A 20,294-nucleotide genomic window follows, 5' to 3' on the forward strand; every position below is an offset into this window, starting at 1 on the left:
AGTACATGATTTCGACCCAATACAATGCGATGATCACTGCCGTAGGGGCTTACCTACCGGAGGATCGACTGACTAATGCCGACCTGGAGCAGATGGTCGACACCACCGACGAGTGGATTATGACACGTGTAGGCATCAAGGAGCGCCGCATACTCAAGGACAAGAGCCTCGGTGCCTCCTACCTAGCTATCCAAGCTGTTCGCCAGATGTTGGAGCGATGGAATATAGACCCGCTCTCTGTAGAGGGTGTCATACTAGCAACCAATACGGCCGACTACCACTTTCCCTCGACCTCTTCGATCGTAGCCTTTGAGACTGGGTGTCGCCACGCTTTTACCTTTGACATTAACTCGGCCTGTCCTAGCTGGCTCTACGCCTTAGAGACGGGTGCCAACTTCATCCGCTCTGGACAGTACAAGCGCCTGATCGTAGTGGCTACCGAAAAGATGTCCGCAGCAGTCGACTACACCGACCGCCAGACGAGTCCGCTCTTTGGCGATGGCTCGGGATGCGTCTTGCTAGAGCGTACGGAAGACACTTCGCTAGGCGTGCAGGATGCCCTCTTCAAGACAGACGGCAATGGACGCTCGCACCTGATCATGAAGTCGGGTGGATCGGCTAGCCCTGCCACGGCAGAGACGGTCGCACGACGTGAGCACTTTGTCTATCAGGAGGGGCAGTATGTCTTCAAGAATGCTGTCCTCGACATGGCTCGTGTGAGCCGTGAAGTGATGAAGCGCAATCATCTGACCAACGATGATGTCGCTTGGGTAGTACCTCACCAAGCTAATATGCGTATCATCCAGGCGGTATCGGAGTACACCGATGTGCCGATGGACAAGGTGATGGTGACCATTCAGAAGTATGGTAACATATCCTCCGCTACGATACCTATCTGTCTCTGGGAGTATGAGCCTAAACTCAAGAAGGGCGACAAGCTCATCCTAAGCTCCTTTGGTGCCGGGTACACGTGGGGAGCTATCTATCTAGTCTGGGGCTATGACGGAGCTACAGCACCGCGCCGGTAAGCCCTTGCCAGAAGGCTACAAGAGTGGCTTCGTGAGCATCGTCGGCAACCCCAATGTGGGTAAGTCGACGCTGATGAACTACCTGGTCGGAGAGCGCATCTCCATCATCACGAGCAAGGCGCAGACGACGCGGCACCGTATCCTAGGCATCGTCAATAGCGATCGCATGCAGGTGGTCTACAGCGACACGCCTGGTGTGCTACAGCCTAGCTACAAGCTGCAAGAGCGTATGCGTGCTTACTCGGAGCAAGCGCTAGAGGATGCCGACCTGCTACTCTACGTCACCGATACGATGGAGGAGCGAGACAAGCATCACGACTTTGTGGAGCGTGTACAGCGACTCTCCTGCCCGATCATCATTGTCATCAACAAGGTAGACCTGACCGAGCAGAAACATCTGGAGGAGCTGGTCGACTACTGGCACAGTGTCATCCCACAGGCGGAGATTATCCCCGTGTCGGCGTTGAGACAGTTTAACCTAGCGCCGCTCAAGAAGCGCATTGAGGAGCTACTTCCCGTATCGCCACCTTACTTCGAGCAGGATGCGCTGACCGATCGACCAGCACGCTTTTTCGTCTCGGAGATCATTCGCGAGAAGGCACTTCAGTACTATCATCAGGAGGTGCCGTACGCTGTGGAGGTAGTCGTGGAGGAGTTTGTCGAGAGTCCAGACAGGATTGACATGCGCTGCGTGATCCTCGTGGAGCGTGAGTCTCAGAAGGGAATCATCATCGGGCATAAAGGCTCCGCAATCAAGCGTCTAGGCATTTCGGCACGAAAGGATCTGGAGCGATTCTTTGACAAGCATATCCACCTGACACTATTGGTTCGTGTGGATAAGGATTGGCGTCAGAGCGATCAAGCATTGACACAGTTCGGCTATGACATCTAGCCGTTGAGTAGCTTTTGACGCACCTATTTATATACTAAGCAGACTGACGTAGTCTATAAGAGATATCAAGCTATGAGTAATCTAGTAGCCATCGTAGGGCGCCCCAACGTGGGCAAGAGTACCCTCTTCAACCGTCTGACCCGCTCCCGCCAAGCGATCGTCACAGACGAAGCGGGTACGACTCGTGATCGACAGTACGGCCACGTCACTTGGTGTGAGCGTACCTTTTCGATTGTAGACACGGGCGGATGGGTCTTGCGCAGTGATGATGTCTTTGAGGAGGAGATCAATAAGCAGGTCCGCATAGCGGTCGAAGAGGCTGACCTGATACTCTTTGTCGTGGACATCCTCAACGGTGTGACAGACCTAGACGACGAGATAGCTCTGATGCTCCGACAGACCAGCAAGCCTGTCATCTTGGTGGCTAACAAGGCGGACAACTTCACCCAGCACAACGACGCCGCCGAGTTCTACTCTCTAGGTCTGGGCGATCCCTACCCTATCTCTGCTATCAACGGTTCCTCAACGGGTGACCTCCTCGATCATATCCTAGAGCTGCTCCCCAAGGAGGGCAACCATGAACCTCTTCTTGAGTTGCCTCGCTTTGCCATCGTGGGCAGACCGAATGCGGGTAAGTCTTCGCTCCTGAACGCTCTCATCGGCGAGGAACGCAACATAGTCACCGACCGCTCGGGCACCACGCGTGACAGCATCTTTGCCGAGTACGACAAGTACAATCAGCACTTCTATCTCGTCGACACGGCAGGCATCCGCAAGAAAGGCAAGGTCAACGAAGATCTTGAGTACTACTCCGTGATCCGTGCCATCCGTGCTATCGAGAATGCCGATGTCTGCATCATGCTCATCGACGCTACGAGAGGAATCGAGGCTCAGGACGCCAACATCTTTCGGGTGATCCAGCGCAATAACAAGGGGCTGGTCGTCTGCGTCAATAAGTGGGACCTTGTCGAGGACAAGAGCCTGCCCGTACAGCGCACCATGGAGGAGGCGATCCGTGCAAGGTTTGCCCCCTTTACCGACTTTCCTATCATCTTCATCTCAGCACTCAATAAGCAGCGCATCCTGAAGGTGATCGAGATGGCGCAGCATGTCTACGATATGCGCTCGACCCGCATACCGACGCACGAGCTTAACCAAGTCTTGCTGCCACTCATCGAGAAGACTCCACCACCCTCTATCAAGGGTAAGTACATCAAGATCAAGTTTGTCCAGCAGCTCCCCACAGCGGTGCCGACATTTGCCTTTTATGCCAACCTACCTCAGTGGGTGCGCGAGCCGTACAAGCGCTTTCTCGAAAATCAAATCCGCAAGAACTGGGACTTCTGCGGCACTCCCATCAATGTCTTCCTCAGAGAGAAGTAATCTTCCCCTTCACAACTTACTATAAACATGGAGCAAGCAGTAAAGGCGTCAGATCATACTAAGAGATATCTCGTCATCCCCTCTGGAGGGTCGGGTGTCCGTATGGGGGCTGATCTGCCCAAGCAGTATATCAAGCTGGGTGGCAAGACGATCCTCCAGCACACCGTAGAGGCTCTCTCTAAGTGTGTGGACTACATCGTCATAGGCATATCGTACGAGTACCGTATCATCATTGAGGATATGCTCCAAACGATAGGTCTTGCCGATCGAACCCATCTCACATTGGCAGGCAAAACGCGCTTTGAAACAGTGCGTCGGGCTCTACGGGCCGTACCCGACGGCACGCTCGTCGGCATACACGATGCGGTACGCCCTTTCGTCTCTAAGGAAGTGGTGGACAAATGCTACGAAGAGGCTCAGCGAGTGGGTGCTGCTGTGCCTGTCCTACAGTTCTCGGAGAGCTTACGCTACCTCTCTGACGAAGGGGCAGGAGCACAACCTTCGCAAGCTGTAGATCGTAGTCGCTACCGCTTGGTACGCACGCCACAAGTCTTCTGGTCGGAGCGCATCAAGGAGGCTTATCAGCAGCCCTTTCAGGAGAGTTTTACGGACGACTGCTCTGTCTATGACCAGCTCTACAGCGACCTTGTCTTAGTCCCTGACACCACGGAGAATATCAAGATTACGACTCCTGACCAGCTTTACTGGGGTGAGCATCTCCTGACCATATCCCGTCAGGAGCGTCTGCGACTTACACAGCGACTACTCTCAAGTCGGTAGCCCATCCTCCCCTCTCTGCCCATACTGCTATGAGCTTCCTGACCACACCCCTAGCAGATCTGCCTGGACTGGGCACCAAGCGGGCGCAACTGATAGCCGAAGAGCTAGACCTGCACACCTATCGGGACCTGCTCTACTACATCCCCTACCGCTACGCCGACCGTCGGGTCATCTACCCCATAGGCTCGCTCATGCCCTCCATGTCGGAGGTACAGGTCGAGGGGATCTTACAACCCTTTAGCGCGCCCTCTTTGGGGCGCAAGAGCAGCCTCTCGGCACGACTTATGGACGACACGGGAGAGTTGCTCTTGGTTTGGTTCAAGGGGCTCAACTACATCCAGCGCTCACTCACCCCTGGGTGCAAATATATCGTCTACGGCAAACTACAGTTCTTCAATAATCAACTGCAGATCACACACCCTGAGATCAAACTCGCAGACAAGCCCAACCCATCCGTCGGTGGGTACCAACCGATCTACCGAATCACCGAGCGACTCAAGCGCTCCCGCATTGACTCCGCATTCTTAGGACGCTACATCGACCAGCTTCTCCAGAGCCCCTACTTCTCCATCCCCGAGACGCTCTCCGAGCCACTCATAGCGCACCGCCATCTAGCGCCACTCCAGACCGCTATCAGATGGATTCATCACCCCAAAAGTGTCGAGCAGGCGCAGGTGGCTAAGTTCAGACTCAAGTACGACGAACTCTTTTACCTCAATCTCTACCTACGTCGCCTAGCCGTCATGCAGCGCATGCGCTACGAGGGCTACCGATTGGATCAGGTGGGTCAGCTCTTCAACGGTCTATACCACGCACTCCCCTACGACCTCACTGGAGCGCAAAAGCGAGTCCTCCGTGAGATACGTCGGGACACCCTATCGGGAGCACAAATGAACCGCCTCCTGCAGGGAGATGTGGGCAGTGGTAAAACCCTCGTCGCGCTCTTTGCCATGCTCCTAGCCGTAGACAACGGCTACCAAGCCTGCATGCTCGCTCCGACGGAGATCCTAGCGCAACAGCACTACGAAACCATCTCCGAGTTCGTCGAGGGGCTCGATGTATCCATCGCACTCCTCACGGGAAGTAGCAAGACAAGAGAGCGACGTGAGACCTTATCGGCACTAGCCGATGGCAGCCTCTCCATCTTGATTGGCACACATGCTATATTAGAGGAGCGGGTTGCCTTTCGCAAGCTCGGCATGGCCGTCATTGACGAGCAGCACCGCTTTGGCGTAGCCCAGCGATCCAAGCTCTGGGGCAAGAACGTGTTGACACTACCCCATATCCTCGTCATGAGCGCCACCCCCATCCCCCGCACCCTAGCGATGACTATGTATGGCGACCTCGAGGTCTCGATCATAGACGAGATGCCCCCTGGGCGCAAACCGATCACAACCGTCCAAATAGCAGAAAAGAAGAAGGAGACACTCTACAGTCTCATCAACGAAACGATCAATCGTGGGCAACAGATCTACGTCGTCTTCCCCATGATCGAAGGAACGGAAGAGTCTGACTTTGCTAATCTAGAGGTAGGCTACAAAGAGTACGTAGAGCGATTTGGCGAAGAGCGAGTCGTCTACGTTCACGGACGACTCAGTGCCGAGGACAAGGCGGAGCAGATGGAGCGCTTTGCCTCGGGAGAGGTGCCGATACTCCTTGCCACGACGGTCATCGAGGTGGGCGTCAACGTGCCAAACGCTACGGTCATGGTGATCAACGATGCGCAGCGCTTCGGATTGGCACAGCTACATCAGCTGCGGGGACGTGTGGGACGTGGTGGCGACAAGAGCTACTGCATCCTCGTCACGCCCGACGACCTGCAGGGCGATGCCAAGCAACGCATCGACACGATGGTTGCCACGCAAGACGGATTTAAGATAGCGGAGGAGGATATGCGCCTGCGAGGCTTTGGACAGATGGAGGGGACACGACAGAGCGGCACCCTAGCGGGCATCAGCATAGCCGACCCCGTGGCGGACTACAATCTCCTCGCCCTCACACGGCTAGATGTCAACTACCTCCTCGACTATAGCCCCCTCCTCGACAAACCCGACACAGAGCTCTACCGCATCAACCTCGAGCGCATCCACCCCAACGCCCACCACTGGGGACAAATCAGCTAATCCCCAGCTCCTATTGAAGGAGCTTTAGGATGCATGGAACGAGTAGCGAAATGTAGGAACGCACGATGAGTGTCGAGTCGGAGGACCGAAATAAACCATTCTGAGAGATTTCCAAAAGCTTTCCGGTATTGGAAAATGAAATTTCCAAGTGAGGAAACTTAGTTTTCCAAGGGAGGAAACTTTCTTTTCCACCGTTGGAAAAGATTCGCTTGACTGTAGCGTTTCACTTATTTGCCCAAGGGTTACTTCTCGAGCAGGGCACAGGGGCCTTCAGGCTATGGCAAACAAAGTGAGCGTGCTGACTGTGCTCAGACACGCTCACGATTGGGGTGTAGTATGAGGGGGCGATGTCCCTACACTACCTTATGACGAGTGATTACTCAAAGGGGAAGGTCTTGATGAGCTCCTCAGCCTTGTTCATCTGCTCGTACATGACGACGTCATCCTCGACGCGAGGACAAACCTTGCGGAAGGTAGCGAGGAAGCCCTCAAGGCGCTCCGAGGTCTTCATAGGACGACGGAACTCGATAGCCTGAGCGGCATTGAGTAGCTCGATGCCGAAGAGACGATAGAGATTGGCGATGAGTGGCATAAGCTTGGTTGCTGCGTTGGCTCCCATGGAGACGTGATCCTCCTGACCATTGCTGGAGACGATGCTATCGCTAGCTGCTGAGTGGCAGTACATCTTGTTTTGGCTGACCATAGAGGCTGCGGCATACTGTGGGATCATGAAGCCACTGTTGAGTCCGGGGTTGGCAACGAGGAACTCAGGCAGGTCGCGTAGCCCAAGGATGAGCTGAGCGACACGACGCTCTGAGATATTGCCTAGCTCAGCGAGTGCTATAGCGAGGAAGTCGTAGACGATGGCTAGTGGCTGACCGTGGAAGTTACCACCTGAGACGACCATATCGTCATCGGGGAAGACGGTGGGATTGTCTGTGACGGAGTTGATCTCAGTCTCGACGACACTGCGCACGTAAGCGATGGCGTCACGGGAAGCTCCATGTACCTGTGGCACACAGCGGAAGCTGTATGGGTCCTGTACCTGTGGTTTGGGCTTTGCAATCATCTCGCTGCCCTTGAGTAGCTCACGCATGTGGGCTGCGACTTGTATTTGCCCCTGATGTGGACGTATCTGATGCAGACGATCATCGTAGGGAGCATCTAGTCCAGCGAAGGCCTCTAGTGAGAGTGCTGCGCACCAGTCAGCGGCTAGCTTGAGGCGCTCTGCCTGTATGAGGGCATAGACACCGTGTGAGCTCATGAACTGAGTACCGTTGAGCAGGGCTAGACCCTCTTTGCTCTTGAGCTTGATGGGCTTCCAGCCGAACTTGCCGAGGACCTCGCAGGAGGGAAGCTTCTCGCCCTTGTAGCGTACCTCACCGTAACCGATGAGCGGGAGGAAGAGGTTGGCCAAAGGAGCTAAGTCACCTGAAGCACCTAGCGAACCGCGGTCATAGACGACGGGTAGGACATCGGCATTGAGCATGTCAACGATGCGCTGTACGGTCTCTACCTGTACGCCACTATTGCCGATCTGGAGGGCATGAGCCTTCAGAAGGAGCATGAGGCGAATGATGGGGGCTGCGACCTCGTCACCACAGCTACAAGCGTGGCTCTTGACGATGTTTTCCTGAAGCTTGGTGAGCTGATCAGGTGAGATGGTGCGGTTGCAGAGTGAACCGAAGCCTGTGGTGACACCGTAGATGGGCTTGTCGACCTCCTCGACCTTGCGGTCTAGGTAGTTGCGGCAGTGCTCGATACGCTTGACGGCCTCTGGTGAGAGGGTTAGCTCGAAGTGGTTCTCTAGATACTCTCGGCATAGCTCGATGGTGAGCTGCTCGCTACCGATGGCGAATGATTTACGTGCTGACATGTTTCTTTATTTGCAAGCTTCTTTAGTATACTCTATGACCTTAGCCTCACGCTCGATCACCTCACGCTCGAGACGGTCTGCCTCAGCAGTCATATCTGCGACGAACTGCTCGTCCTTGATGGAGGTCAGGTTGATGCGGACGTTAAAGAGTGCGCCGATGATCGCATTACGTGCGGACATCATAGCGACGCAGCCATCGGTGACAGCGTTTTGGTTACCATTGGAGACAACCTCCTCAATATCGCTCAGCAGACTGTAGACACGACGAGCGACCTCCATGGGTACGTTGGCCGCAATCTTGGTGGCCTCTTGGATTTGTGCAGAGCGAGCAGCCTTCTCTTCGTCAGTCTCTTTGGGCATTTGGAAAGCGGCAAAGACAACGTTGTAAGCTTCGCTGTCACGATCTACATCGAGGATCAACTGCTGACGGATCTTCTGGACACGCTCGACGAGTTCCTTCATCTGCTCCTCGACCTCGGCATACTTCTTCTTGCCAATGGTGAGGCCAGCGACCATCTCGGTGAGAGCTGCAGCGATGGAACCACTGAGTGCTGAGATGCTACCACCTCCAGGTACAGGGTCCTTGCCTGCGGTGACGTCAAGAAGCCCCTTGACAGTCAAATCTGTTAGACTATTATTCATAGGATGATTGAGATTGTTTGTTAGTTAATTAGATGGGTAGCGACTAGCCTGGCTAGACGCTGGGTGTGGGGGTCACGAGTTTGTTTTCGTAGACGGTACCCGCCTTGATGGTGGCTCGTACGAGGTTGACACCAAAGTGATAGGAGAGGAACTTGTACGAGGGGAAGCGTAGGAGCGCTAGGTCTCCCGCCTTGCCTACCTCGATGCTTCCTATTTGGTCAGCACGGCCGATGGCGGCTGCGCCATTGAGCGTGAGTGCTGTGACGGCCTCCTCGACGGTCATGCCCATATAGATGGTCGCTAGAGCGAACATGAGTGGGATGGAGGAGCTAAAGCAGCTTCCAGGATTGAGGTCGGAAGCAACGGCTACAGCGCAACCAGCATCGATCATGCGACGTGCTGGCGCATACTTTTCACCCAGGCTGAAAGCTGTACAGGGAAGGCAGGTAGCCACGGTGTCGCTCTGAGCCAATGCTTGGATACCTTTGTCAGATATCTGTAGTAAGTGGTCTGCAGAGAGACAACCTAGCTCGGCTGCTAGCTCAGCGCCACCGAAGGAGACGATCTCGTCGGCGTGCATCTTGACCTTGAGGCCTAGCTCCTTAGCATGGGTCAAGAGGATGCGTGTCTGCTCATGGTCGAAGACTCCTTTCTCAGTGAAGATATCGCAACACTCTGCCAAGCCTCGCTCTACGACTACTGGCATGACCGTGTCACAGAGGTAGTGGATGAAGTCTGTGGAACGACCTTTGTACTCGGGCGGTGTGTCGTGCGCTCCCATGAAGGTGGGGTAAAGGTCTATCGGGTGCTGCTTCTGTAGTGTCCGAATGACCTCTAGCTGCTTGATCTCCGTGTCGAGCTCCATGCCGTAACCACTCTTCGCCTCGACGGTGGTGACACCCATGGATAGCATGGCGTCTAGATGTGCAGAGGCGCGCTGAGTAAGTTCCTCAGCCGTTGCGCTACGGGTCGCCTTCATCGTGTTGGCTATACCACCGCCACGCTCCATGATGCTCATGTAGCTATCGCCCGCTAGTCGCCATTGGAACTCGTCCTCACGGTACCCACCGAAGATGAGGTGGGTGTGACTATCGACGAAGCCTGGCAGGACGCACCCGCCCTGAGCGTCATAAGCGACGCAGTCGGTGTGGTCTACTTGCTCGGCTTCTTGCATAGTTCCTACGAAGGCTATTTTGCCTTGTCGTACGATGATGGCGGCAGGTCCCTCGATGACTCCGATCTGACGCATCGCCTCAGCGCCGTGCTGTGCGGTGGAGCCTGGACGAGTCACGATCTGACCGATATTGTATAGGTAGAGATTGGACATTAGAGATTAGAGATTTAGAGGTTAGACTTTAGAGGTTAGAAGTTAGAGGTTAGAGGTTAGACTTTAGAGATTTGATGAGACCTGCAAGCATACGTCCTACTTCGTTGGAAAGGTCCAAAGGCTCTTTTATCTGAGGCTCTGAGAGGTACCCTATGCGCAGACAAAGCTCTAGCTGTGTCTCTAGCTCTGCTCGAGAGCCTTGCGCTATGTATAGGAAGTGATTCGTATCTCTAGTGCTCTCCCTTGCATTCCCTTCTGCAATATTAGAGGGGATGGAGAGAGCCGACCGTCTCATTTGGTCTGAGAGTGCGTACTTCTCTTCCAGTGGCAGTTGGCGTATGAGATTATAGACATCTATGGTCAGTTGCATGGCTTTCTGCCAAACGATCAACTCTCTATGATCCTTGCCGGCCACTCTATCTTCTAATCTCTAATTTCTAACCTCTAATCTCTATGTTCGCATTACTCCATCATGCGGAGCTCCAGGATCTGGGTCTCGCAGAAGTTCTCGATGCCGAGGTAGTACTCAGCGCAGTCGATGAGCGCCTTCATAGGTACGAGGCCGATGACCTCAGCGCCAACGATCTCGACACCGTAGCGACGAGCCTCCATGCGTACCATCTCGTGAGCACGATAGACAGCTGTCTTGGTGTAGTCGGTGAGGTTCATAGAGACCTGTACGATGTGTCGGTCAGTCAGCTCTACGCCCATAGCCTTGCAGAAGCGTAGACCGCCACCGATGTGACGTACCTTCTTAGCGATGGCATCAGCGATAGAGAGGTCAGCCGTGTTGAGGTTAACATTGTAAGCGACGAGTGGCATACGTGCACCGACAGCTACAACACCTGCTGTGGGGTGAATGTCAGCTGGACCGAAGTCTGGGTGCCACTCATCCTCGTGAATCTTCTCAGCCATACCCTCAAACTGACCCTTGCGGATCTTAGCGAGGTTCTCACGGTGAGGAGCTGTAGCGCTCTTCTCATAGAGGAAGACGGGCACACCGATGCGCTCGCCGATCTCCTTACCAACCTCCTTAGAGAGCTCGATAGCCTCCTCCATCTCCATATTGCGAATGGGGATAAAGGGGATAACGTCGACAGCGCCCATACGTGGGTGCTGGCCCTGGTGCTTAGTCATGTCGATAACCTTGACAGCGACCTCGACAGCAGCGATGACAGCCTTACGGACAGCCTCAGGCTCGCCCATGACGGTCACCACGCAGCGGTTGTGATCTTCGTCATTGCTGTAGTCTAGGAGCTTGACACCCTTAGTCTCTCTAAAGGGTTGTACGATCTGCTCAATCTTTGCTTTGTCACGTCCCTCGCTAAAGTTGGGGACACACTCTACGATCTTTGTCTGAATAGCCATAGTATTATCTATTTATAGTGTTGTGTTTTGATATCTTGGTAAGCCTTTTCGATAGGTTTCCTGAAACATTCCGCTAAGTTACTGATTATTTGAAGTCCTGTCAAGCTTTTTCAGGAGAAAAATAACTCAAAAGTGAGCGTTAGCTCTTGTAGTAAGTACGCTTGATGCGTGGCGAGAGCTTGGAAATCACCTCATATGGTATGGTGCCGATGCGCTCTGCGAGGTCACTCACCTGCAAGCCTGGCACGCCAAAGATGATCACCTCGTCACCCTCTGCGACCTTCCCTTTGAGTGCCGTGAGATCGACCATACAGGTGTCCATACAGACGTTGCCCACAATCGGGCAGAGCGTGTCGTGGATCATAACGCTCCCCACGCCACAGCTGAAGCGCCTATCATAGCCATCGGCATAGCCAATAGGTATAATGCCAATCTGCCCGCCAGGAGCGACCTGCCCACGACGTCCATAGCCGATAGTCTCCCCGTCAGGGATCGTTTTAATCTGTAGGAGCGTGGTACGTAGCTTAGCGACAGGCTCGAGGGTGAGACTACCCGTAGCACTGATACCATAGAGCCCTACTCCTAGACGAGCCATGTCGTAGTGATGATGGTTGTATCGCTCCATGCCGGCCGTGTTTTGGACGTGACGCAGAGGACGATAGGAGAGCTGACTGGTAAGGTAGTCGGCACCTGCATCATAGAGGGCAAACTGCTGCTCCGTGAAGTCGCTCATCGTCGGTTCATCGGCAGCAGCCAAGTGCGTAAAGATACTCTGCACCCGTATCAGCGGCTCCACCTCATGAAGCGTCTGAGCGAGATGCTCGAGGGTCGCTCTGTCTGGCGTAAAGCCCGTACGGTGCATACCCGTGTCTAGCTCGATATGAACAGGATAGTGGCTCAGGCCCTGACGCTCCACATGGCGGGCAAACTCTCGGAGGATGCGCTCGTTGTAGATCTCAGGCTCTAGGCGACTCTGCGTCATCACCTCAAAAGCCTCGACCTCAGGATTCATCACGATGATCGGCAGGAGGATCCCTTTGCTGCGAAGCTCCTTGCCCTCGTCCGCCAGCGCCACCGCTAGCGCTGCGAGGTCTTGCTGCTCCAGCGCCTTGGCCAGTTCGTAAGCTCCGATACCGTAGCCCTGCGCCTTGGCCATGACGATGATACGTGTCTCGGGTGAGAGGAGCGCTTTGTAGCTTTTCAGATTGTTCACCAGAGCTTCGAGGTCTATCTCTAGAGTCGTCTCATGCACCTGCTTCGCTAGGTGCTGTACGATACGCTCGAACTGGAATTGTCTAGCCCCCTTGACCAAAATCTCCGCATGAGTGATGGTGCTGAGGAGGTCATCGGCAAGGAGCTGGTCGGTCGTCTCGTAGAAGGCGGTCTTCCCTTCCCCACTCCCCTGGAAGTAGTCCTGATAGTTGCACAGCTCCCGACCCACACCGATGAAGAGCGTGTGGGGATACTGCGCAATCATCTCGCCCACCTGCTTGTAAAGGTCTCGTGGTAGCTGGGCACTCTGTAGGATATCGGAGAGAATGATCACCGCCTGCTGATGCGAGGTGGCCGTGCGCTGCTTCTGAAAGTCAAGCGCAATGCGTAGCGAATTGATATCGTTGTTGTAAGCGTCGTTGATCAGACGATTGCCCGCCTGCCCCTCCTTGACCTCCAGTCTCATCTCGATCGCCTCAAGCGTCGCAAAGCGAGCCAGCACCGCCTGGCGCTGAGCCGTGGTGAGTGGCAGGAGACCAATGAGACAGAGACAGTGCGTAGCGTTTTGTATAGAGGCTTGATCCGCAAAGGGAATGGTCACCGTACTGCTCTCGTCCGCATGCTGAACTGTGATGGTTGTGGTGCCGTCCCCTGAGGGGCTATAGAAGACATGGTAGTAAGCTTTGCCAGGCGTGAGGCTCCAGCCGATCGCCTTGTCCGAAAGACCCAAATTGTCAATGCCTCGCTGTATCTCATCGCTGTCGGCATCATAGACAAAGTGGTCAGCATCGACGAAGAGCTGCAGCTTCTCCTCGATCTTCTGATTGAGCGAAACAAAGTTCTCTTGATGCGCCGCCCCAATGTTGGTCAAGATACCGAGCGTCGGCCGTATGATACGCTGGAGACGTAGCATCTCCATCGGCATCGAGATCCCCGCCTCAAAGATAGCGAGCGTATGCTCCTCCTCCATATTCAGTATCGAGAGCGGCACACCGAGCTGCGAGTTGTAGCTCTTTGGCGAACGCACGATGCGATAGCAACCAGAGAGGAGGTGATAGAGAAACTCCTTGACGACCGTCTTGCCGTTGCTTCCCGTGATGCCGATGACTGGGTAGTTGTAGCGCATACGCCAGTGGCTAGCTATCTGCTGGAGCGCACGGAGTGTCTCCTGCACCTGTACAATATTGGCATCAGGATAGCGCTCCACATAGGGCTCGATCGGCTCGCAAATGAAGAAAGCCCGCACCCCATGCTCGTAAAGCTGGGGAATATATTTATGCCCGTCACCAGAGGCGGTACGCATCGCGAAGAAGAGGCTATCGCTCGGCGAAGTGAGCTTACGACTATCGGTCAGGATATGTCGTATCGGACGCTCGTCGACGAGATGCGTTTGGATAGGACGAAGATACTCAAGGATGTTTTGCAGTGTAGACATTATCGTGTTGTAAATAAGGGTCATCATGGTTCTACTACGGAGGCTACGCATAGCTTCTCTCCATAGCGCTCACGGCAGTGTGCTATGCGCTCAGCGATCTGAGCCTGTAGTCGCTCGGCTCCGTGTGGCGTCTTAGGCCGATGCAGTGCCAGCTTGCGCAGACGCTGAGCAGCCTGACGCCTCTCCACTTCACGCTCCTCTTGGCTTGCCCAGTAGGCGACGAAGTGATCGGCTATGTAGGCGACCGCTTCATCAGACGGGTGAGTCAAGTCACTGGCGTAAAAGCGGTAGTCCCGCAACTCATCATGTAGGATCTCATACGCGGGAAAGTAGTGACAGGCAGGTAGCTCACGACAAAGCGTGTCGCAGAGGATACGTAGCTTGCTCTTTGACAAGTTGCTCTCCGCCAAGCCGTCCTGCAGATAGCGCACAGGACTAACCGTCAGGACTATCTGCAGCGAATGATGCTTAAGGAGCTGTGAAAGCGTCGCTAGCATACGCTCCTGCAGAAGATCCAAGGGAAGGTCCCGTCTGTCGAAGAGACGTGCGGGAAGTTGCTGACAGTTTGCCACAGCACGACCACCCTCCGCAAGGTAGTAGACTTGCGTCGTGCCGAGTGTGATCCAGAGCCAGTTTGCCTCTGCTAGTCGGCGATGAGCCGTATGCCATAGCTGAGCGGTCGCCTCACGTAGCGCCTCCTGGCTCTCGCCATAGATAGCGCTGTGGTGACGCAGACTATAGTAGAATCCGTCTCGCTCTATAATATAAGGTGTATAGTCGGGGCAGTCTTGCTCATCGAGGAGCAGATCCTCCAGCGTGTCGCAGATACTGATCGGATTGTAGAGCGTACCGTAAGGATTGACCAGCACATCATATCCGAGGTGTCGCATATGCTCGCCTATATGCTCACTAAAGCAAGAGCCAAGCGTCAGGATACGATCCCCATAGCGCCCCGCTATAGAGGTGGGCAGAGGAGCTACCTGAATCGGTGTGAACCACTGTATGGATCGGGAGGTGAGCATCTAGTGAAGTGTCAAGGCGCAGAGCCACCACAAAGGTACAAAAAAGCGGGTAGCACTCGTCTGAGCACTACCCGCAATTCAAAGGGAATATCGTATCTGATAGTGGATTAGCGAACTCTCCTCTAGAAGCGAGCCACTATTCCCACCGAGTAGTCTCTCGTGCTCACCTCAGCCTGCGCTGACGGTATGGTGCTGAGCAGACTAACCCGTCCGAAGAGTCCGAGGAAGCCATACCCTATCTCGCCACGCAGATCTAGTCCGAAGGGGCGTACATTGAGATCATCGTCCACAAGCGTATTGATCCGCTCATCGAGCGAGCGTGTGCGGGACTTTTGTAGGCATACGAACTTCGGGACGATCGATAGCGAGCTCCAGGCATTCGTCTCGCCCCATGAGAGCGACAGCCCTATCGGCATCTCTATGGAGAGGAGGTCTAGTTCCGTCTGCGCATAGCCCACCTCTGTAGGCTCCTGTCTTAGGATCGTCTGTTCCTTATCGTCACGCTGCATAGCGTACTTCTTGTCAAAGGCAAATCTACTGCCCACAAGCGAAGTCCCCACGTTGAAAGCCCACGGACTACGCCCGATCTGGAGGATACCATAGACACCAAATTCTCCACGAGTAGAGCACCAAAAGCGCTGCTTGCCACTCCACTCAGGAGCTGTAAAGAGGTTCCAACCGAAGGAGCCTACAAAGTGATAGGAGACATCTCCCATCAGTGTCTTGTAGATGATAGGTCGGCCATCCTGCTTGTGAACGGTGCTAATGCGAGAGCGATTCCAAACTGACTGACGACCACCTCTCGTCCATACCCTATCTATATAGAGTGGCACCTCTTGCGCCTGACCTTTAGGGAGCCGATGCTCCACCTCTATCTGACTATCTTTCTCACCTCGCATCACATAGACCGTGCGGTCAGCGAACTGGATCGTATCACACGAGGTCACCGTCTGCCCCGTGGCACCTAGCGTAGTAAGCAGTAAGGTGACTAACGCAAATAAGGGTAATGTATAAACTCTTGAGTACATAGTGACGATACGATTAGAAGGTGATACTTAGTCCAGCCGTGAGAAGGCCCTTGTTGTTGTACCCGCTCATAGCGTCTTTGACGAGGAGTAGCGACTGAGGCGTGTAGTGGAGATAGAGACCTAGAGGTCTAAAGTCGATAAAAGCGCCATAAGTCATCGAGAGTGGCGGTGTCGCCTCTGTCTTGGTACGCTCCTTGTGACGATTGCCATACTGCTTGTGCATCACGTACTCCTTGTACTTGATCTGTGGAATCACCTCGATGCCGACACGCATACGACTATTCATCATCGGGCGCATCCCCAGCGTGATTGGGAACGATATGTAGCGTGTCACCAGCTTGCTCTGGCGTAGTCCCATATCCTCGTCATAGTGACTCTGATGCAGCTCGTTGAGATCCCTATTTGGTTTGAAATAGTAGCCATCACGCAGGCTGTAGGTACGCCCCTCAAAGGCAAAGTCAAAGCCAACAAAGTAACGACCCTGCAGGTAATACCTATACCCTATCGGCGCCACCATGTAGTGGTTGAAGCAGGGTGTAGCTGCATGGTCAAAAGCATCGCCCAGCATCATCGTCGAGCCGAAGTACAGCTTCGGAAAGAGTCGTATCGTACCCCAGCGAAAGCTATTATCATCGTAGATACCGAGTACACCACCTACACCCGATAGAGCCTTACGTAAATCACGATCTAGCGAGAAAGCGGTCGTCTCCATACGACGCACGCGGTTCCGCTCGTTGTAATCGACGAGTGTCACATCGGTCTGATCTTTACTAGACTCTATAATGACTTTGTAGTCGTCTCGCTCGATGATTGTGTCTGGAGCGAGGGTCGCTAAGGGGGTTGCCTCTAGCCAGTTCGTGGCAAAGAGAAGAAGCAAACCTGCCAGCAATCCTCCTCGTAGCGAAGCATGTAAATAGTACTGCATAGGTTGTTTTGATATGTGTCGGTTAAAACAATGTTTGTTGTGAAGACAAAGTTAGAAAAATATTGCTATCCAATAAAGAGTTCCTCCGCTGGAACTAAAGAGTTCCTCCCTTGGAACTAAATAGTTCCAAGAGGGGAACTGTTTTTGGAACTCGTATCTACTACGAGTACAGCACGATACGAATTACAGATTAACGGAGAGAGACTATCAGACTAACCTTCTAATTCCACCCAGTAATCACTTTGATGCGCAGAGATAAAAGAAGGGGCAGAAACCGCTCTGGTCTCTACCCCCCTATCTATAATGCCGTTACAAACGGCGCTTACGGGTTATTGCGTCTTAGGACTGACTACTTGACATATCTAAAGAACATAATAGGCTTCGGGATGACGACTCCAGCTTCCAGCTCGTAGGCTATCAAGATGTTAGTGTCCCAATCGACCTTCAAGATAAACTGGTTGATATCATCTCCTATCTTTACCGTGGCGGGATAAGCCTTTTGCGTAGCATCGTAGCTGTAAGTCACCGAGAGTGTGAGCTTCGTCCCTTTGATAGCTGCTGTCAGCTCGCCTTCCGTCTGAGAAGTGAAGCGAAGCTCGCCGCCAGATACTTCACCGATCTCTTTGTCAATGTCAAGCCCTGTGAGGTCTGTAGCCATCTTCCAGCGGGTATTGACGAGTGCCTCCTTGGGGCCCTTGTCTTTTGGATCCTTCTTACAGGAGCTGAGCATGAGGGTGGTGCTGACTAGTAGCATGGCTAGGCAGATGCGGATCAATTGTTCTTTTCTCATTGTTATTAGGGCGTTTATTGGTTTAACGCCCGCTAAGGTACTACTTTTCCAAAATATAGGGCGCTCTTAGAGATGCGGGCGCTCGAGCTGTCGTATCTTCTGGGCGAGCGTGCGCAACGCTTTGCGGGCTGCAGGGAGCTCACGCTCGAGCTGTAGGATCATCTCGGTCAGGTCAGCATCGCTACCACTATGCTGGTGATAGGCAGTGCGGAGACGAGCCAGTGTCTGCTCCTGCTCGGTGAGCTGCTTCTGCTGACTCAGATACTGATCGTAGAGGGTCGCAGCCTCGGCGGAGTGAAACTGATCGCGGTTGGTGTAGATCACATTTGGTGCCACGACAAAGTTACCCTGAGAAGCGCTGCTGTGGGCAGGCTGTGCAGAGGTATGCTTACCCAGCAAAGCAGCGTAGTCTACGTCCGAGCGCTGCGTGACATGGTAAGGTCGTAGCATAGCGTACTGGCGCAAGAGAGCGGGATCGTTGGACGGGACCTCTGTCACCTCTCCATCATTGTAAACAAAGCGGTAAACGGTGACCATGCCACGGGGGGCATAGCGGTCGGAGACGAGGTAGCCGAGATGGCGCTCAGCGTTGAAAGCGAGAAGCAGGTCATTGTCCGAACTATTGTACGGCAATCCTAGCGGGACAGGCTGTAGGTAAGCACCCGAAGCGGTCTGGCGGGTCATATAAAGGTCTCGCCCGCCAAGCCCCTGCTTGCTAATAGCGGAGAAGTAAAGCGTGATACCGTCGGGAGCTAGCGTAGGATAAGAGGGGGCCTCGAGACTGTCTGGGATAGCGGTGATGATGCTAGCATCTGACTGAAGAGTCATCGGTATCGGCTGATTGGCTAGAAGATCGCCATAGACGAGACGCACGGGTGCACCGGGACGCTCTCGGAGCGGTCTGATATAGCGATCACTTCGCTCGGTGAGGAAGCCGAGACCTAGGCTATCACAGGAGAAGACTTTGACGCCCTGTCCATTGAGGTAGCTGGCCAATTGCTCTCGTGCGACGGTGATGGTGTCTGCCACTTCTAACCAAAGGACGTTTCCCATAAGACGTCGCAGCGTATGCAGTCGCTCAGCGTAGAGGTCGGTGACGTGCTGAGCCTTGCGCGCTTTGCTCTGCTTCTCTAGCGAAGCGGACAGTGCGTCTAGTCGCAACTCTCGGAGGTAGCACTCCCAGAGAGCGGGCAGGTACTTACCATTCTGATGAGCAAGGTACTCATAAGCTGAGACGGCTAGGTCACTGCGTCCTCGCGCTGTAGCTCGCTCCACGAGCTGCGTGGCGGTAGCTACAGTGGGCTTCGCATGAAAGGCTTGCGTGAGCGAGTCTAGCTTTTGCCCTTGAACCATAAAGGCTGGCAAAGTGAGGAGGCAAAGCAAGATGACGAGTAGACGCTTCATGGGGGATTAGAGATTAGAGGTTAGATATTAGAGGAAGCGTCTCGGAGTGATCGGACAGGGACCGACAGCTCCGAGACGCTGATAAGTAGATTACTGCTGAGCAATGCGCTGCAGGATGCCAGCGTAAGCCTCTGCATAGTGTGGCGCTGAGAGGCCTAAGCGATGGCTCTCACGGACCACGTAGCCGACGAGACTCTCAACCTCGCTCTGATGATGATTACGTAAGTCGCTATTCATCGAGGTGGTCGTGCCTGGTGGCATACGCTCTATGCGACGGAGCGCTGAGGCGACTGGATCGGCATCGCTGATGCCCCACCCCTTAGCACGGTAGAGCTGGCAGAGCTCTTCGGTGAGTCCGATAACAAAGGCACGATGCGCACAGAGCAAGCCCTCGACGTCGCAGTCGTAGTAGCCTGTTGCAGCAGCTGAGTTGGAGAGCATGAGAAACTTCTTGCGCACCTCTTCCATCGGATCGTCAGGGATGACGAGGTCAATGCCGGCAGCTTGGGAGATCTTGAGGAGTCGCTCTTCGCTAGCCGTTCGTTCACTACCGATGGGGCGTGCAAGAGAACCTATGTAGAGTCGCTCGTTGTCGGAGTGGCTCTCCACGACACCGGGCTCTGTGCGCCGTGCGGTGACATACGCAACGCCCGCCCAGCGCTCGACCTCTGCGGGAAGCATCGTGCGGAGCTGTTCATGGATATCTAGTCCATTGAGCAGAGGCAGGACGGCGCTCTCTTTGGTCAGGAAGGACTGCAGTGGACGAATACTATCGGCTAGGTCATAGCTCTTGGTCACGACGACTAGATAGTCTATCGGACCCAGCTCCTGCGGATCGCAAGTGACGCAACTGGGACGTACAACGGTCTCTGCCAGACGAGGCGAAGAGATGCTCAAGCCCTCACTGCGTACACGATCGTAGTGCGCTCCTGGACGCATCAGGTAGGAGACGCATAGCTGGTCGGGATGCTCCATGGCGTAGCGTGTCCAAAGCCCGCCGAAGTAGCCGCCGACGCCTCCTAAGCCGAGGATAACTATATGAGGAGTTCTCATGGCTAA

16 protein-coding genes and 1 pseudogene are annotated in these 20,294 nt (G+C 54.3%); 5 read left to right on the plus strand and 12 right to left on the minus strand.

Annotated features, from left to right (window positions below; genetic code table 11):
• Positions 1-5 precede the first annotated feature (5 nt).
• The 5 genes and pseudogenes from L215_RS0105520 to recG all read left to right on the plus strand — a co-directional run.
• Positions 6-1,028, plus strand: a complete 1,023-nt coding sequence (locus L215_RS0105520) for a beta-ketoacyl-ACP synthase III (protein ID WP_025882627.1) — start codon at positions 6-8, stop codon at positions 1,026-1,028.
• Positions 1,000-1,920 (plus strand): GTPase Era, encoded by a 921-nt coding sequence (era, locus tag L215_RS0105525; protein WP_036871611.1) that lies wholly within the window; start codon positions 1,000-1,002, stop codon positions 1,918-1,920. Before L215_RS0105520 ends, era begins: the two co-directional genes overlap by 29 nt.
• Positions 1,921-1,992: 72 nt before the next feature.
• Positions 1,993-3,303, plus strand: coding sequence for a ribosome biogenesis GTPase Der (der, locus tag L215_RS0105530; protein WP_025882626.1), 1,311 nt, complete (start codon positions 1,993-1,995; stop codon positions 3,301-3,303).
• A 27-nt stretch (positions 3,304-3,330) separates the two neighbouring features.
• Positions 3,331-4,083: an IspD/TarI family cytidylyltransferase gene (locus L215_RS0105535; protein WP_025882625.1), complete on the plus strand. Its 753-nt coding sequence runs from the start codon at positions 3,331-3,333 to the stop codon at positions 4,081-4,083.
• Positions 4,084-4,106: 23 nt separating this feature from the next.
• Positions 4,107-6,206, plus strand: a pseudogene (gene recG / locus L215_RS0105540) (ATP-dependent DNA helicase RecG); the annotation flags it as partial.
• 376 nt (positions 6,207-6,582) lie between these two features.
• Here recG and hutH read toward each other — a convergent pair.
• From hutH to L215_RS0105600, 12 genes are all read right to left on the minus strand, one after another.
• A complete protein-coding gene (gene hutH, locus L215_RS0105545) occupies positions 6,583-8,082 on the minus strand; it encodes a histidine ammonia-lyase (protein ID WP_025882623.1) in 1,500 nt (499 codons plus the stop codon).
• A 6-nt stretch (positions 8,083-8,088) separates the two neighbouring features.
• On the minus strand, positions 8,089-8,724 hold the full coding sequence (locus L215_RS0105550) for a cyclodeaminase/cyclohydrolase family protein (RefSeq protein WP_007365317.1): 636 nt from the start codon (positions 8,722-8,724) through the stop codon (positions 8,089-8,091).
• Between the two features lie 52 nt (positions 8,725-8,776).
• Positions 8,777-10,051, minus strand: a complete 1,275-nt coding sequence (gene hutI, locus L215_RS0105555; protein WP_027451469.1) for an imidazolonepropionase — start codon at positions 10,049-10,051, stop codon at positions 8,777-8,779.
• A 49-nt stretch (positions 10,052-10,100) separates the two neighbouring features.
• Positions 10,101-10,466 carry a four helix bundle protein gene (locus L215_RS0105560; protein ID WP_025882622.1) on the minus strand — a complete coding sequence of 122 codons (366 nt, stop codon included), beginning with the start codon at positions 10,464-10,466 and terminating at the stop codon, positions 10,101-10,103.
• A 47-nt stretch (positions 10,467-10,513) separates the two neighbouring features.
• Positions 10,514-11,419 (minus strand): glutamate formimidoyltransferase, encoded by a 906-nt coding sequence (gene ftcD / locus L215_RS0105565; RefSeq protein ID WP_025882621.1) that lies wholly within the window; start codon positions 11,417-11,419, stop codon positions 10,514-10,516.
• 139 nt (positions 11,420-11,558) lie between these two features.
• Complete coding sequence (locus L215_RS0105570) at positions 11,559-14,093, minus strand: bifunctional UDP-N-acetylmuramoyl-tripeptide:D-alanyl-D-alanine ligase/alanine racemase (protein WP_244869673.1); 2,535 nt, start codon at positions 14,091-14,093, stop codon at positions 11,559-11,561.
• Positions 14,090-15,088 carry a GSCFA domain-containing protein gene (locus L215_RS0105575; protein WP_025882619.1) on the minus strand — a complete coding sequence of 333 codons (999 nt, stop codon included), beginning with the start codon at positions 15,086-15,088 and terminating at the stop codon, positions 14,090-14,092. Before L215_RS0105575 ends, L215_RS0105570 begins: the two co-directional genes overlap by 4 nt.
• 122 nt (positions 15,089-15,210) lie before the next feature.
• Positions 15,211-16,116 (minus strand): hypothetical protein, encoded by a 906-nt coding sequence (locus L215_RS0105580; RefSeq protein WP_025882618.1) that lies wholly within the window; start codon positions 16,114-16,116, stop codon positions 15,211-15,213.
• Positions 16,117-16,129: 13 nt separating this feature from the next.
• Positions 16,130-17,041, minus strand: a complete 912-nt coding sequence (locus tag L215_RS0105585) for a hypothetical protein (protein WP_027451471.1) — start codon at positions 17,039-17,041, stop codon at positions 16,130-16,132.
• Positions 17,042-17,390: 349 nt separating this feature from the next.
• The gene (locus tag L215_RS0105590) at positions 17,391-17,831 is read right to left on the minus strand and encodes a hypothetical protein (RefSeq protein WP_025882617.1); all 441 of its coding nucleotides are present in this window, start codon (positions 17,829-17,831) and stop codon (positions 17,391-17,393) included.
• Positions 17,832-17,897: 66 nt separating this feature from the next.
• Positions 17,898-19,235: a hypothetical protein gene (locus L215_RS0105595; RefSeq protein ID WP_025882616.1), complete on the minus strand. Its 1,338-nt coding sequence runs from the start codon at positions 19,233-19,235 to the stop codon at positions 17,898-17,900.
• Positions 19,236-19,325: 90 nt separating this feature from the next.
• Positions 19,326-20,288, minus strand: a complete 963-nt coding sequence (locus L215_RS0105600) for a ketopantoate reductase family protein (protein WP_027451472.1) — start codon at positions 20,286-20,288, stop codon at positions 19,326-19,328.
• Positions 20,289-20,294: the final 6 nt, after the last annotated feature.

It is taken from the genome of Porphyromonas uenonis DSM 23387 = JCM 13868 (assembly GCF_000482365.1).
Classification (GTDB): domain Bacteria; phylum Bacteroidota; class Bacteroidia; order Bacteroidales; family Porphyromonadaceae; genus Porphyromonas; species Porphyromonas uenonis.